This is a genomic window from Flavobacterium sp. KH_035 (assembly GCF_057839565.1).
Window position 1 is genome coordinate 1,837,265 of sequence record NZ_CM174492.1, and the last position, 14,265, is coordinate 1,851,529.

The 14,265-nt window shown below is 35.3% G+C and carries 15 protein-coding genes; 11 read left to right on the top strand and 4 right to left on the bottom strand.

Features of this window, described 5'->3' with window-relative positions:
- Nucleotides 1-2: 2 nt before the first annotated feature.
- The 5 genes from AC3IS6_RS07985 to AC3IS6_RS08005 all read left to right on the top strand — a co-directional run bounded on the left by AC3IS6_RS07985 (nt 3) and on the right by AC3IS6_RS08005 (nt 6,324).
- Nucleotides 3-731 carry a phosphoglycerol geranylgeranyltransferase gene (locus AC3IS6_RS07985; RefSeq protein WP_173967965.1) on the top strand — a complete coding sequence of 243 codons (729 nt, stop codon included), beginning with the start codon at nt 3-5 and terminating at the stop codon, nt 729-731.
- 32 nt (nt 732-763) lie between these two features.
- Entirely contained in the window at nt 764-1,387 is a 624-nt protein-coding gene (gene pnuC / locus AC3IS6_RS07990; RefSeq protein WP_489164410.1) for a nicotinamide riboside transporter PnuC, read from the top strand.
- Nucleotides 1,348-3,462 (top strand): DUF4301 family protein, encoded by a 2,115-nt coding sequence (locus AC3IS6_RS07995; protein ID WP_489164411.1) that lies wholly within the window; start codon nt 1,348-1,350, stop codon nt 3,460-3,462. Before pnuC ends, AC3IS6_RS07995 begins: the two co-directional genes overlap by 40 nt.
- A complete protein-coding gene (arfB, locus tag AC3IS6_RS08000; protein ID WP_489164412.1) occupies nt 3,462-3,866 on the top strand; it encodes an alternative ribosome rescue aminoacyl-tRNA hydrolase ArfB in 405 nt (134 codons plus the stop codon). Before AC3IS6_RS07995 ends, arfB begins: the two co-directional genes overlap by 1 nt.
- Before the next feature lie 280 nt (nt 3,867-4,146).
- Nucleotides 4,147-6,324 carry a TonB-dependent receptor gene (locus AC3IS6_RS08005; protein ID WP_489164413.1) on the top strand — a complete coding sequence of 726 codons (2,178 nt, stop codon included), beginning with the start codon at nt 4,147-4,149 and terminating at the stop codon, nt 6,322-6,324.
- 48 nt (nt 6,325-6,372) lie between these two features.
- Here the strand turns inward: AC3IS6_RS08005 and AC3IS6_RS08010 are convergent, their stop codons facing one another.
- A complete protein-coding gene (locus tag AC3IS6_RS08010; protein ID WP_489164414.1) occupies nt 6,373-6,786 on the bottom strand; it encodes a Rieske (2Fe-2S) protein in 414 nt (137 codons plus the stop codon).
- Between the two features lie 155 nt (nt 6,787-6,941).
- Here AC3IS6_RS08010 and greA point away from each other — a divergent pair, with 155 nt between their 5' ends.
- Together greA and AC3IS6_RS08020 are read left to right on the top strand one after the other, a co-directional pair.
- Nucleotides 6,942-7,418: a transcription elongation factor GreA gene (greA, locus tag AC3IS6_RS08015; protein ID WP_017497969.1), complete on the top strand. Its 477-nt coding sequence runs from the start codon at nt 6,942-6,944 to the stop codon at nt 7,416-7,418.
- A 41-nt stretch (nt 7,419-7,459) separates the two neighbouring features.
- Complete coding sequence (locus AC3IS6_RS08020; RefSeq protein ID WP_489164415.1) at nt 7,460-7,870, top strand: HIT family protein; 411 nt, start codon at nt 7,460-7,462, stop codon at nt 7,868-7,870.
- Between the two features lie 70 nt (nt 7,871-7,940).
- Here the strand turns inward: AC3IS6_RS08020 and AC3IS6_RS08025 are convergent, their stop codons facing one another.
- Nucleotides 7,941-9,092 carry a sensor histidine kinase gene (locus tag AC3IS6_RS08025; protein WP_489164416.1) on the bottom strand — a complete coding sequence of 384 codons (1,152 nt, stop codon included), beginning with the start codon at nt 9,090-9,092 and terminating at the stop codon, nt 7,941-7,943.
- A 159-nt stretch (nt 9,093-9,251) separates the two neighbouring features.
- Between AC3IS6_RS08025 and AC3IS6_RS08030 the strand changes: the two genes are divergently transcribed.
- The 4 genes from AC3IS6_RS08030 (at nt 9,252) to AC3IS6_RS08045 (ending at nt 12,323) form a co-directional block, all read left to right on the top strand.
- The gene (locus AC3IS6_RS08030) at nt 9,252-10,127 is read left to right on the top strand and encodes a flavin reductase family protein (protein WP_264526286.1); all 876 of its coding nucleotides are present in this window, start codon (nt 9,252-9,254) and stop codon (nt 10,125-10,127) included.
- Between the two features lie 31 nt (nt 10,128-10,158).
- On the top strand, nt 10,159-10,530 hold the full coding sequence (locus AC3IS6_RS08035; RefSeq protein WP_041516416.1) for a DUF3127 domain-containing protein: 372 nt from the start codon (nt 10,159-10,161) through the stop codon (nt 10,528-10,530).
- 358 nt (nt 10,531-10,888) lie between these two features.
- Complete coding sequence (aat, locus tag AC3IS6_RS08040; RefSeq protein WP_489164417.1) at nt 10,889-11,527, top strand: leucyl/phenylalanyl-tRNA--protein transferase; 639 nt, start codon at nt 10,889-10,891, stop codon at nt 11,525-11,527.
- Nucleotide 11,528: 1 nt separating this feature from the next.
- Nucleotides 11,529-12,323 (top strand): MOSC domain-containing protein, encoded by a 795-nt coding sequence (locus AC3IS6_RS08045; protein WP_489164418.1) that lies wholly within the window; start codon nt 11,529-11,531, stop codon nt 12,321-12,323.
- Here the strand turns inward: AC3IS6_RS08045 and AC3IS6_RS08050 are convergent.
- The gene (locus tag AC3IS6_RS08050; protein ID WP_489164419.1) at nt 12,320-13,030 is read right to left on the bottom strand and encodes a HesA/MoeB/ThiF family protein; all 711 of its coding nucleotides are present in this window, start codon (nt 13,028-13,030) and stop codon (nt 12,320-12,322) included. The two genes, AC3IS6_RS08045 and AC3IS6_RS08050, sit on opposite strands and share 4 nt — an antisense overlap.
- Nucleotides 13,031-13,099: 69 nt before the next feature.
- A complete protein-coding gene (gene thiH, locus AC3IS6_RS08055; RefSeq protein ID WP_489164420.1) occupies nt 13,100-14,221 on the bottom strand; it encodes a 2-iminoacetate synthase ThiH in 1,122 nt (373 codons plus the stop codon).
- Nucleotides 14,222-14,265: the final 44 nt, after the last annotated feature.

Below are 14,265 nucleotides of genomic sequence, written 5' to 3' on the forward strand. Positions count from 1 at the left end.
TTATGAGACAAAAATTACTCACTATACGGCAAGAAATTCTGGAAGCTAAAAGTAATGGTCAAAAATTACTGGCCATCTTGTTAGATCCGGATAAGATTGTTTGGGAAAATTTAGATCATTTATTGCTTAAAATAAATCAATCTCCGGCAACACATATATTTGTGGGAGGAAGTATTGTAAAGGCAAGAATTTTAGAAGATTTAATTTCAAAATTAAAACAAGAAACCAATTTACCCGTTGTTATATTTCCGGGTGATCCCTCACAGATTTCACCTCAGGCAGATGCTATTTTGTTCTTATCTTTGTTATCAGGCCGGAATCCGGATTATTTAATAGAGTATCAGGTTCAGGCCGCTCCAATTCTAAAAAAAACAAATCTGGAAGTCATTTCGACAGGTTATATTTTGATTGAAAGCGGGAATGAAACGGCTGTAGCACGCGTAAGTAAAACAAAACCACTGGATCGGGATAATTTTGATCTGGTTTTGGCCACAGCACAGGCCGGAGAGATGTTAGGAAACCAATTGATTTATTTAGAAGCAGGAAGCGGTGCAAAAAAAGCAGTTCCGTTAGAAATGGTGCGGTTAATTGCCCAAAATGTCGAGATACCTATAATTGTTGGAGGAGGAATTGTAGATTTGCACGGAATTCAAAACGCTTATAACGCGGGAGCAGATTTAGTGGTTATTGGAACCGCTTTTGAAAACGACAGTCATTTTTTTGAATTATAAAATAAAATCAACCCAAAATAACCAATTCGATTATGATTGATTTTTTTCTGGACAGTTATAAAAACGCCCCATTATGGCATATTGCGCTGGAGTTTTTAGTTTTTATCTGCGGTATTTTGAGTGTGTGGTTTGCAAAAAAAGAAAATATATGGGTATATCCGACAGGTTTGATCGCCACCGTTATTTCGGTTTATCTCTTGTATGTTGCAGGTTATATCGGTGATATGATCATCAATGGATATTTTTCTATAATGAGTATTTATGGTTGGTACGTATGGGCCAAAGGAGGAACGATAGAAGATAATTTGCCTATAACACGTACAAATGCAAACGAAAAAATAATTGGAATAATGTTGTTTTTTATAACTGTTTTTGTAGTTTTCGGCATTTATAAATATTTTGATTATGAAATTAGAAATGACAACTATGTCGATATGATTTCATCAGGAATATTTTTTGCAGGAATGTGGTATATGGCGAAGAAAAAGATCGAGAACTGGACGCTTTGGATCATTGGTGATATTATTGTAGTACCTCTCTACGCTTATCGCGGTTTAGGGATGTTGTCACTTCAATATTTAATTTTTACAATTTTGGCTATTTCAGCTTATTTAGAATGGAGAAAAATCTTAGACAGCAAAAAACAGCTATCATAAAAATTGCTTTATTTGGTCCTGAAAGTACAGGGAAAACTACCTTAGCAAAACAACTTGCAGAATATTATGATACCGAATGGGTTCCTGAATTTGCACGTGATTATTTGCAGGAAAAATGGGAAGAGAACCAGCACATTTGTGTAGCCGATGATATGCTGCCTATTGCATACGGACAAGTAGCTTTAGAAAATCAAAAGCTCGCGTTGTCCCGAAAATATCTTTTTTGCGATACCAACTTAATGGTAACAAAGGTTTTTTCTGAAATGTACTATGGTTTTTGTGATCCGCTTTTAAATGAGGCGGCATTAGAGCATGAATACGATTTATTTTTCTTAACAGACATTGATGTTCCATGGGAAAAGGACGATCTCCGGGATACTGCAGAAGGTCGGGAGACAGTGTTTTCTGTTTTCAAGCAAACGCTTATTGATACTGAAAAACCTTATATAACCCTTTCTGGAGATAAAGAAAGCCGTTTGGCCAAAGCAGTAGCAATTGTCGAGCAATTGGCTGTTGCAAAACAACATGGTTTCTCATCAGAAGATTTCGTTCAGATGTACGAGCATGGAATTCCTTTTGAGAAGATTTTGCAGCAATTGCAAATTTTTAAAAATGGAATAACAAAATCTAATTTAATTAGCCCAGCTACAACTGCTAATGGTATTCTAAGCTTGTCAGAAGCTGAATTTGAAGAAAAAGCTGTTTTTTTTGATGTCCAAAAATCGAAGATAAAACTTAAAAAGTTTGTTCCGGCCTCGGGTGCAGCAAGCAGAATGTTTAAATTTTTAAGTGCTTTTTTGAATGATTTTGACATTCAAAAAGAAACGATAAATGCTTATATCAATAGAAAAAAAGATAGTGATTTATCTATTTTTATTGTAGCGATGGATAAGTTTCCTTTTTTTGAGGCTCTGGATAAAGATCTTAGGGAGATTTATCCTGATTTTGAAGTTTTAGACAGAGATTATAAAAATTATTATTTTATAAAAACATTATTGTCTTCAGCTTATTACGACTTTGCCAATAAGCCAAAGGCAGTTTTGCCTTTTCATCAATACAAAACGCATATAGCGAATCCAATCGAAGAACATTTGAATGAATGTGCGCATTATGCAACGTCAAATCAGGTTTCTAATTTGCATTTTACCGTTTCGGAAGCACATCAAAATCTGTTTGAAAATGAAGTTGAAGTTCTTAAAGAAAAAGTGGAAGCAGATTCAGGAATCAAAATAGACATTTCTTATTCCTATCAAAATAAAAGCACAGATTCGATTTGTGTAGATGCTAAAAATAGCCCGATTCGGGATAAGAATAATAGACTAGTTTTCAGACCTGGAGGACATGGCGCTTTAATTGAGAATCTAAATGAACTGGATGCCGATATTGTTTTTGTGAAAAATATTGATAATGTAATTCAGAATCATATTGATCAAATTGCTTTGTATAAGAAAGCATTGGCAGGAGTTTTACTTGAAGTTCAACAAAAGGTTTTTGGTTATTTAGATGCAATTGAAAAGCAGGAGGTAAAAGAAGAAGGCCTTGAAGAGATCATTGTTTTTTTATTGAAGAAGCTGAATGTTGAATTGAATAGTGATTTTAGTAAATTTACTTTTGAAAATAAAATCAGTAAGATTAAAGATTTGTTAGACAGACCAATTCGTGTTTGCGGGATGGTGAAAAATGAAGGAGAACCGGGTGGTGGGCCATTTTGGGTAATGAATGATAAAGGATCGGTTTCACTTCAGATCGTAGAAGCTTCACAAATAGATCTAACTAATAAAAAGCAACAGGAAATTCTGACTTCGGCAACTCATTTTAACCCTGTTGATTTAGTATGCGGAATTAAAAATTACAAAAATGAAAAGTTTGATTTACTGCAATTTGTAGATCAAAAAACAGGCTTTATTGTAGAAAAAAGTGTTGAAGGCAGAGTAGTGAAAAGTTATGAACTCCCAGGATTGTGGAACGGAGCAATGGCCAATTGGCTGACTATTTTTGTCGCAGTGCCATTAATTACTTTTAATCCCGTGAAAACAGTAAATGATTTATTAAAAGCAGCACATCAGCCACAATAATGGAGGTCGAAAAAATCATATCAGAGTTAAGTTTTAAAGCAGTACGCAGCAGCGGTGCTGGAGGGCAAAATGTAAACAAAGTATCATCAAAAGTTGTTCTGACTTTTGATATGAATTTGTCTCAGGCTTTATCTGAAGAAGAAAAACTCCTTTTGCAAAAGAATATCGGAGCCCGTTTAACAACGGAAAATATTCTGATTTTAAATTGTGATGAAGACAGAAGTCAGCTTAAAAACAAAGATATTGTCATAAAACGATTCTTAGAAGTAATTAAAAAAGGATTGCATGTTCCTAAAGTTCGTAAAGCAACTAAGATTCCGAAATCGGTAATTAAAAAACGAATCAAGGATAAAAAAAATGTCTCAGAAATAAAACAATCCAGAAAGAGACCTAATTTAGATTAAACACCAACTCTTTCAAATACCAAATTCCAATTATAGCGTTTAGATTTCATTGTCAAAAATTGGAATTTGGAATTTGAAAATTGGATTTTTTAACATTACATTTGCACTGTCTCAAAGGGGTGCTCTAAATAACGAGCTGAGATCATACCCAAAGAACCTGAGCGAGTAATGTCGCTAAGGGAAAGACGACAATTTTAGCGTATACACTATACTTTGTCGTGAAACATTTATTAATTTAACAAAAAGAATAATTCCCCCTTTTATTCGTAATTATTTACGGATGAAAACTTTTATTTTAGGTGCTAAGGCACAAAATTACAAAGGTTCGAAATTGAACCAAAAATCTATTTTCTTACTTCTATTTTCTATTTTCTATTCTCTTTTTTCTTTCGCGCAAGAGCAGGACTCTACTAAAGTCAATAAACTGGATGATGTTTTAGTTTCGGCAGTTCGTGTTACAACCAAAACTCCGGTAAGTTTTAGTAATCTCGATAAAAAAGACATTAAATTTAGAAATTTAGGTCAGGACATTCCAATCCTGATGAACTATCTGCCGTCGGTGGTTACTACTTCTGATGCAGGAGGCGGAATAGGGTATACCGGAATCAGGGTGCGTGGTAGCGATGCTACCAGAGTAAACGTGACCATTAACGGAATTCCCTACAATGATGCCGAAAGTCAGGGAACTTTTTGGGTAAATATGCCCGATTTTGCTTCTTCTGTCGAAAGTTTACAGTTGCAGCGAGGAGTTGGAACTTCTACCAATGGTTCTTCTGCTTTTGGAGCCAGTTTGAACATGCTGACAGATAATTATGCTACAAAAGCAAGTGGAGAAATTTCAAGTTCTTACGGAAGTTTCAATTCAAATAAAAATACGGTGAAATTCAGTACAGGTTTATTAAACGATCATTTTGAGCTGGCGGGACGTTTGTCTACCATCAAATCCGATGGTTATGTAGATCGTGCAAGTTCAGATCTAAAATCGTATTTTCTTCAGGGAACTTATGTAGGTAAAACGACTTTGATTAAGGCTCTGGTTTTTGGAGGAACCGAAAAAACATACCAGTCCTGGAATGGTATTGATGTTGAAAAACTAAACTCAGATCGTACCTATAATTCAGCCGGAAAATATAAAGATGAAGCAGGAAACGTTCATTTTTATGATAATGAAACTGATAATTACAAACAAAACCATTATCAATTGCATTGGAGTGAATCAATTTCTGATCAATGGAGCAGCAATTTAGCCGTTCATTATACTAAAGGACAGGGATTCTACGAAAACTTTAAATACAATGAACCTGTGGCAGGTTATGGACCAATTCAGCCCACTAAAATGGTAGAGAATGATCTTGGTGAATTAGTTCCCGGAACCGATTTAATTCGTCAGAAATGGTTGGACAATGATTTTTACGGGACAACTTTTTCAGTAAAATATGCAGCAGAAAAACTAGATGTAATCGTAGGTGGCGGCTGGAATAAATACGAGGGTTCTCATTTTGGTAAAGTAATTTGGGCAAGGAATTCTTCTCTAGTCCTGCCAGGAGATCATTATTACGATGATTTTTCGACTAAAACGGACGGGAATATTTTTGCAAAAGCAAATTATCAGTTCACAGAAAAACTAAGTTTTTATGGTGATTTACAATACCGAAATGTAAAGTATAAAGCGAATGGTAAAGATACAGGATTAGTGGATGACAGCTTTGATTTCTTTAATCCGAAAGCAGGTTTGAATTATGAAATCAACTCAAAAAACACCCTTTACTTTTCATACGCCAGAGCCAATCGTGAGCCTAACAGAACCGATTATGAAGGCGGGAATGTAAAGCCTGAGAAACTAAATGATTTTGAATTAGGATGGAGATTTAATTCGGATAAATTTCAATTGAATTCGAATGTTTATTACATGGCCTATAAAGATCAATTAATCTTAACCGGAAGACTGGACGATGTTGGAGCTCCAATTCGTGCGAATACCGAAAAAAGCTACCGTTTAGGTTTAGAAGTTGATGCTACAATAAAACTTTCTGAAAAAATAATTCTTAGACCAAACTTCACTTTAAGTAATAATAAAAATATTGATCTTGCGGTTGAAGGCACACATTATGGGACAACTGATATCGCTTATTCACCGTCAGTTATTGCCGGGAATATTATTGTATACAGTCCGATTCAAAGTTTACATATTTCGTTATTACAAAAATATGTAGGAGAGCAATACATGAACAATATTGAATTGCCGGCTGCTAAACTGGCGGATTATTTTGTGAACGATTTGAATGTTTCTTATGAGATCAAGCCAAAATCTGTTTTCAAATCGATTTTAGTTACAGGTTTGGTAAACAATATTCTGGATAAAAAATATGTTTCTAATGGAGCAATGTGGGACGTTTATCCCTACTACTATCCTCAGGCCGGGATTAATTTCTTAGCGGGATTAACATTGAAATTCTAAGAAAAATAGAAAAGCCTGAAAAATTATTTTTTCAGGCTTTTGGTTTTTTTAATTGTAAACGTGAATCACTGTTCCGGTTACTTCTACACGATATTGTTTTAAGGGATATTCTTTACCTCCCAATCCGGTGAATAAACTGTAGGCCGTTTTGTCGCAGGAGCAAACAGCATTTATGCCATCAATAGTCATGGCGGTGCATGAAGTTACAGCCTGATTAGGACAGGCAGCATCAAATGCATTGTAGCCACTTCCTGTATTAAAAATAATAATTCCTTTTGCACCGTAATTTGGAACAATTACACCATTACTTACAAATTTAAGATTGGAATAGGCAGGCAAATTCATATCGACAGACAGGTTAACAGCATAACTTGGAATGTAAGGGTTTTTATTGCTGCGGTTATTATCACTACAAGAGAAAAGCACAGAAACAAAGACAATTAAGTACCAGAATTTTTTCATTATTTTAATAAGAATTAGTGAAACAAAAATAATTTATTTAGATTTGAATTCTATATGATTAACATATAATTATGTACTATTAAAAATAATAGTATATTTGTAATAAGAAATCCCGTCCCGATGGGATTTTTTGTATTTATATAAACGACGAAGTTATGAGTAAAGTATCTTATTATACAGCAGAAGGATTAAAAAAATTAAAAGATGAGTTGGAGCATTTAAAAAGTGTAATGCGTCCAAAGGCATCTCAAGATATAGCGGAAGCAAGAGATAAAGGTGATTTATCTGAAAACGCCGAGTATGATGCCGCAAAGGAAGCACAAGGTCTACTAGAAATGAGAATTGCTAAATTGGAAGAAGTGTATTCTAATGCGAGATTAATTGACGAATCACAACTGGATGTTTCGAAAGCACTGGTTCTTTCTAATGTGAAAATTAAGAATCAAAGCAACGGAATGGAAATGAAATATACGCTTGTTGCCGAAAGTGAAGCAGATTTAAAGACGGGAAAAATTTCTGTAACCTCTCCTATTGGAAAAGGTTTATTAGGGAAGTCTGTTGGAGAAGTAGCTGAAATCACAGTTCCAAACGGAGTTTTGAAATTCGAAATTCTTGAAATTACCAGAGACTAATTTTTTAAGTTTAACTGTTTGATCGTTAAAACGGTTGAACGATGAACCCAATAAACGAACAAACAATGTCAATATTTACCAAAATAGTAAACGGAGAAATTTCTGCTTATAAAATTGCTGAGGACGATAATTATTTGGCTTTTTTAGATGTGAACCCAAATGCAAAAGGACATACGCTTTGTATTCCAAAAAAAGAAATCGACAAGATTTTCGAGATCGAAGATGAGTTGTATTTAGGGCTAATGAAGTTTTCTAAAAAAATTGCAATTGCTTTAGAAAAAACCGTTCCCTGCAAAAGAGTCGGAATGGCAGTTGTTGGTTTAGAAGTACCTCACGCGCATGTACATTTGATTCCGTTAAATGAAATGGATGAAATGCGATTCCAGAATAAGGTTTCACTTTCTAAAGAAGAATTTGAAGCTCTGGCTAAAAGTATTCAGGCAAATCTTTAAATTTAAAGAGCAGTATAAAATATCGACTTTGTTCGATTTTACATTCAAAAAAAAATGCAGTAAGATTTCCTTACTGCATTTTTTTATTTAGTGAAATCTGGAATGTAGTTCCTTTTCCAATTTCAGAATGTAAAACCTTTATTTTTCCGCCATGATATTCCTCAACGATTCTCTTGGTCAAAGAAAGTCCCAGACCCCAACCACGTTTTTTGGTCGTAAAACCGGGTTCGAAAATAGTTTTGAACTGCTTTTTAGAAATTCCTGTTCCGGAGTCTTTTACATTAATTTTTACATGCTGTGAATCTTCTTCAATTTGAAGGTCCAGAGTTCCTTTTCCTTTCATGGCGTCGATCGCGTTTTTAATTAAATTCTCAATCGTCCAGCTGTGCAGCGTTGGATTTATCATTGCCAAAATACTTTGTTGGGGCGCATGATAAGAGAACGTAACTTGTTTTGAAAAACGGGATTGCAGATATTTATAGGTATTCAGCGTTTCGGCAACAATATCTTTCTCTTCCAAAACAGGAACTGATCCAATTTTAGAAAAACGATCTGTAATGGTCTGCAAACGTTCAATGTCTTTTTCGATCTCAAGGGTAATAGAGGAGTCGATTTCTTCCGTTTTCAAGATCTCAACCCAGCCAATTAAGGATGATAGAGGTGTCCCGATCTGATGCGCTGTTTCTTTTGCCATTCCAGCCCAAAGTTTATTTTGAGTTGCCATTTTGGTACTCCTGTAAAAGTTATAAATCAAAGCACCAAACAAAAAGATAATCAATAATAAGGCAATGGGGTAATACTTCAACTTGTTGATCAATGCCGAATTTCCGTAATACAATTCCTGATGTTTTCCGGGAGCATATTCAATAACGATTGGCTCATTTTCATTTTTTAAATTATTGAGATAGGATAATGTGCTTTTGTCATTTTGAAGAACTTCTTCCGGGACATTTACAGAGCTAATTACCTTATCATACATCGTAAGCATAACAGGAACCGAGGTGTTGTTGTTGATGATTTCAAGTGGTAAATCTAAATCTGTATTTTCATCTGCATTGACGAGTGTCTTTTGTGCATTGGCCCAAAGATTCATTTTCAGGCGTTCTTCGTTTTTAAAGATTTGGAAAAAAGTATAAGTGTTCCAGAGAATCAAAGAAATGATTAAAAAGGAAATAAAAATAATGATCCAACGGGTTGTATTTCTTCTCTCAGAAAAAGACATAAATATTTTTTTGTGGTATAAATATAACGAAATATACACATTTAATATTTTGTGGAGCGTTAAAGATTTTTTGTTTTTAAGTCTGAAACTATTTCTTTGGATTAAACGATTTTTCTATTTTTGTAGCTACGGAAATGAGATTCCATTAAAAAGAAAAATATGATTAGTATTGATCCAAAAGAAATACCGACGGCAAAATTACAAGGATATTTACAAAGCGCTGTAGGGCCGAGGCCAATTGCATTTGCAAGTACAATCAGTGCTAAGGGAATACCAAATTTGTCGCCTTTTAGTTTCTTTAACGTGTTCAGTGCCAATCCGCCAATTTTGGTTTTTTCACCCGCCAGACGTGTACGCGATAATACCGTTAAACACACTTTGATCAATGCTGAGGAAACTCGTGAAGTCGTTATTAATGTTGTGAATTACGATTTGGTGCAGCAAACATCACTAGCAAGTACGGAATATGGCGAGGGTGTAAATGAATTTATAAAAGCCGGATTGACGCAAATTCCGTCTGATTTCGTGAAACCTTATCGTGTAAAGGAGTCTCCGGTACAGTTTGAATGCAAAGTAACTCAGATTATTCCGTTAGGAGATCAGGGTGGTGCAGGAAATTTAATTCTTTGTGAAGTCGTTAAAATTCATATTCACGAAGCAATTTTAGATGAAAACGGAGCCATTGATCAACACAAAATAGATTTGGTTTCGAGATTGGGAAGTAATTGGTATTCCAGATCGAATCAGGGACTTTTTGAAGTGCCGAAACCACTAACGACTTTAGGGGTTGGAGTAGATGTGATTCCGGATTTTATCAAAGAAAGCCCCGTTTTTGACGGAAATGACCTTGGGAAATTAGGCAACATCGAAGCCTTGCCTACCACAGAAGAAGTTAGTATATTTGTGAAAGAAAATTTTTCGGTTAAAGGAGTTTTAAGCTCAGACGATCTCGAAAAAGTACACTTGGAAGCTAAAAAATATCTTAATAAAGACGATATTTCATCGGCCTGGAAAGTACTTTTAGCAAAGCAATAAGAATAGAAACAATAATTAATATAGAAAGAAGATGGAAGTTACAGGAAAAGTAAAAGTGGTGAACCCAGAGCAACAAGTTAGTGCTGCATTCAAAAAAAGAGAGTTGGTTGTTACCACAGATGAGCAGTATCCACAGCATATTTTGATCGAATTTACACAAGATAAATGCGATTTATTAAGTAGCTACAAACAAGGTGAGGCGGTAAAAGTTTCTATCAATTTAAGAGGAAGAGAATGGGTTAATCCACAGGGAGAAACCAGATATTTCAATAGTATTCAAGGTTGGAGAATCGAGAGACTGGCACCGGAAGGTCCTGGACAAACGGCTCCAATGCCAGCTGCAGAAGCTTTTGCACCGGCAACTAATTTGAACGAAGACGAACCGGACGATTTACCGTTCTAAGAGAGTTAACATTTCAATAAAGTAAATTCCAAATTCCAATTCATGAAAGATGTAATTGGGGTTTGGAATTTTGTTTTTAGCCTCGATTTTTGTCAAAGTTCAAGGCTGCAATAAACTTTAATATTACACAGAATAATCCTAATAATTGTCATTTCGACGAAGGAGAAATCCTCGCGAGAAGCTCGACAAAGATTGGGTTTTCGTTGCGGAGTTTCTTACGGAGATTTCTCCTTCGTCGAAATGACAACATTGCGGGAATCTGGAATTTAAGTCTTAGCGATAGCGGAGAGGCGAAGCCATTTCAGTATTGAAATTTCCCAATGGGAATTTGGAATTTAAAAATTTTGGAATTTAAAAAATGTATTACGTAGTTAACGATTTATTTTTCCCACCCGTTTCAGAAGCTGATGAAGAGGGAATTTTGGCTATTGGCGGAGACTTACACCCGGAAAGACTGAAACTGGCCTATAAAAGCGGGATTTTTCCTTGGTTCAATGAAGGAGAACCAATTTTATGGTGGTCACCCGATCCCAGAATGGTTTTGTTTCTGGATGAATTGATCGTATCAAAAAGTATGCGTAATATTTTGAATAGAAAGCAGTTTAAAGTTACTTTTAATCAAAATTTTGTGGATGTGATTTCGAATTGCCAAAATATAAAACGTGATGGTCAGAACGGAACCTGGATTTCAAATGAAATGATTGATTCTTATTGTAAACTAAATGAACAGGGTATTGCAAAATCTGTTGAGGTCTGGCAGGATGAGGTTTTGGTAGGAGGTTTGTACGGTATCGATTTAGGTTATGTTTTTTGCGGAGAAAGCATGTTTTCAAAAGTATCAAATGCTTCAAAAGTAGCTTTCATAGCTTTGGTGAATTATTTAAAAGAAGGAAACTACAAACTTCTGGATTGTCAGGTTCATAATCCTCATTTAGAAAGTTTAGGTTGTCGTGAGATTGATCGTGAAGAGTTTATATCCATTTTAAAAAAGGAATAAAATGAGTGCAGTTCATATTGTAAAAGAGCTTTATATCTATCCTGTAAAAAGTCTGGCAGGAATAAGCTGTCAAAGCGCTTATGCTGAAGAAATGGGTTTTGAAAACGACCGCAGATGGATGCTTGTTGATGCTGAAAACAAGATGCTGACACAAAGAGAATATCCCATCATGAGTCAGTTTTATCCTCAGATTTCAGAAGGTAGAATCAGTATTACATTTAAAGATCAGAATCATGATTTTTTAATCGGAGAACAGTTAAATCAGCCCATTGCCGTTAAAGTGTGGGAGGATGACAGTGATGTCGTTGAGGTAAATAAAAACACTTCTACCTGGTTTAGCGAACATTTGGGTTTCGAATGTAAACTGGTTAAAATTATTAGAAACGGAGATCGTAAACACGAAAGTTCAAAGCTAAAAGAAACCTTTAATGTAAGTTTGGCCGACGGTTATCCGTATTTAATGATCGGAACTGAAAGTTTGGATTTTCTAAATGAAAAACTGGAAGACAAAATTACCGTTTTGCGCTTCCGTCCGAACATTGTAATCAGCAGCCAAAATGCTCATGAGGAAGATGATTTTGTTGCTTTTAAAATCGGAGAAGTACAATTTAGAAACATTAAACCCTGCGGAAGATGCATTATGGTGAATAATGATCCGCAAAAAGGCGTTGTAAAAAAAGAACCTTTAAAGACTTTAAGTAAATATCGAAATGTAAATAATTCGGTCTTATTCGGGACTAATATTGTAAGTCTAAATTCAGGGCTTATCAATGTCGGCGATGAGATTGTTTTTTAAAAGTTAAGTTTTATAAAATCCCAGTTTTTCGTATTAAAAAGCACTAACTCATTGTTTAAAGTTGGTAAATCCAAAATCAATTTAAGAGTTTCATGCGCCATCATTGTACCAATAATTCCGGGTAGAGTCCCTAAAACGCCATTTAGGTTGCAATTCGGGACATCTTTTGGATCCGGCATTTCGGGGAATAAATCGCGTAGATTTTTACTGCCCTCATGATTGAAAACGGCTATTTGTCCTTCAAATTTTAAAATACTGCCATAGACTAGAGGTTTTTGTAGCGCCACGCAAGTATCGTTAACCAGATAGCGGGTTGTAAAATTGTCTGAACCATCGACTATAATGTCGTATTGCTCAATAAAATGTGTTGCATTTTCAGGAGTTAATTTTTCAACAATAGCTTCTGCTTTTATTAATGGATTTAGTTCCGAGACCACTTCTTTTGCAACAAGAGCTTTGAGTTTACCAATTTCATTTTCGGTATATAAAATTTGTCGGTGAAGATTATGAATTTCGATAGTATCAAAATCCATGATGCCAATACAGCCTACACCGGCCGTGGAAATGTATTGTAAAATTGGACAGCCTAAACCACCGGCACCAATGACTAAAACTCTGGCTTTTTTGAGTTTTTCCTGACCTTCGTCCCCAATTTCGGGAAGAATGGTTTGTCTGTTGTAGCGGAGAAATTCTTGTATAATACTCATTTATTGTGAATTGTGATTTGTAAAATGTGAAATGTGGTTTGTGAAACCTGGAACCTGAAACCTGAAACTTTAAATTTGTTGACTAAAACTTTTGTCCCAGTCCTTCCAAACAGGTTCATAGCCTGAATTGGTTATAATTTGTGCAATTTCTTTGGCAGATCGTTCATCGCTAATTTCAAATTGTTCCAGAGATTGCGGATCCACAACATAACCACCGGGATTGGTTTTCGATCCTGCACTCATGCTTGTAACGCCAATTGGTATAATATTATTTCTGAACTTCTCATTTTCACGTGTAGAAATCGAAATTTCCAGATCTTCATTCCACAAACGATAGGCACAAATCAACTGTGTGAGATCTTTATCATCCATAATAAAATTTGGCTCTATAATGCCTTCTGCCGGTCGAAGTCTTGGAAAGGAAACCGAATATTTGGTCTGCCAGTATTTCTTTTGCAGATAATCCAGATGCAATGCATTGAAAAAACTATCGGTTCGCCAATCTTCCAAGCCCAGCAAAACACCTAGTCCCATCTTATGAATTCCTGCAGTTCCAATTCGGTCAGGAGTTTCCAGTCTATAGTCGAAGTTTGATTTTTTACCTTTTGTATGGTATTTTTTATAGACATCCTGATGATAGGTTTCCTGATATACCAAAACAGAATAAACACCAGCCTGATGTAAACGTTCATAATCTTCAGTGGAAAGCGGCTGGACTTCTACGGAGATAATTGAAAATTCTTTTCTGATTAAGGCAATGGCATTTAAAAAATAATTAATGTTTACCGTATAATTTGCTTCGCCGGTAACCAGTAAGACGTGGTCAAAACCAATGTCTTTTAAAGCTTCTACTTCAAGTCTGATCTCAGCATCAGAAAGGGTTTTCCGTTTGATTTTATTGTCTAAACTAAATCCGCAGTAGGTACAAATGTTCTGGCATTCGTTGCTTAGATACAGCGGCGCGTACATTTGAATGGTTTTACCAAAGCGTTTTTTGGTGATTTCATGACATTGCTGTGCCATTTGCTCCAGATAATTTTGTGCAACAGGAGAAATTAGAACCAAAAAATCGTCGAGATTTCGTTTGGTTTTAGACAAAGCGCGTTCCACCTCTTTTGATGTGGTTTGATATATTTTAGATTGAATAGTATCCCAATCATAATTCTCAAAAACCGATTTGAATGTTTTCATAGTTTTTAACCGCAAAGTGCGCGGAGATTTACGCAAGGTTTGCA

Excerpts from the sequence above, each read along its gene's own strand:
- AC3IS6_RS08035 (WP_041516416.1), top strand. The coding sequence starts at position 10,159 with ATGGAAGTTACAGGAAAAGTAAAAGTGGTGAACCCAGAGCAACAAGTT.
- pnuC (WP_489164410.1), top strand. The coding sequence starts at position 764 with ATGATTGATTTTTTTCTGGACAGTTATAAAAACGCCCCATTATGGCAT.
- AC3IS6_RS08010 (WP_489164414.1), bottom strand. The coding sequence starts at position 6,786 with ATGAAAAAATTCTGGTACTTAATTGTCTTTGTTTCTGTGCTTTTCTCT.
- AC3IS6_RS07995 (WP_489164411.1), top strand. The coding sequence starts at position 1,348 with ATGGAGAAAAATCTTAGACAGCAAAAAACAGCTATCATAAAAATTGCT.
- AC3IS6_RS08050 (WP_489164419.1), bottom strand. The coding sequence starts at position 13,030 with ATGAGTATTATACAAGAATTTCTCCGCTACAACAGACAAACCATTCTT.
- AC3IS6_RS08025 (WP_489164416.1), bottom strand. The coding sequence starts at position 9,092 with ATGTCTTTTTCTGAGAGAAGAAATACAACCCGTTGGATCATTATTTTT.
- arfB (WP_489164412.1), top strand. The coding sequence starts at position 3,462 with ATGGAGGTCGAAAAAATCATATCAGAGTTAAGTTTTAAAGCAGTACGC.
- AC3IS6_RS08045 (WP_489164418.1), top strand. The coding sequence starts at position 11,529 with ATGAGTGCAGTTCATATTGTAAAAGAGCTTTATATCTATCCTGTAAAA.
- greA (WP_017497969.1), top strand. The coding sequence starts at position 6,942 with ATGAGTAAAGTATCTTATTATACAGCAGAAGGATTAAAAAAATTAAAA.
- AC3IS6_RS08030 (WP_264526286.1), top strand. The coding sequence starts at position 9,252 with ATGATTAGTATTGATCCAAAAGAAATACCGACGGCAAAATTACAAGGA.
- aat (WP_489164417.1), top strand. The coding sequence starts at position 10,889 with ATGTATTACGTAGTTAACGATTTATTTTTCCCACCCGTTTCAGAAGCT.
- AC3IS6_RS08020 (WP_489164415.1), top strand. The coding sequence starts at position 7,460 with ATGAACCCAATAAACGAACAAACAATGTCAATATTTACCAAAATAGTA.
- AC3IS6_RS07985 (WP_173967965.1), top strand. The coding sequence starts at position 3 with ATGAGACAAAAATTACTCACTATACGGCAAGAAATTCTGGAAGCTAAA.
- AC3IS6_RS08005 (WP_489164413.1), top strand. The coding sequence starts at position 4,147 with ATGAAAACTTTTATTTTAGGTGCTAAGGCACAAAATTACAAAGGTTCG.
- thiH (WP_489164420.1), bottom strand. The coding sequence starts at position 14,221 with ATGAAAACATTCAAATCGGTTTTTGAGAATTATGATTGGGATACTATT.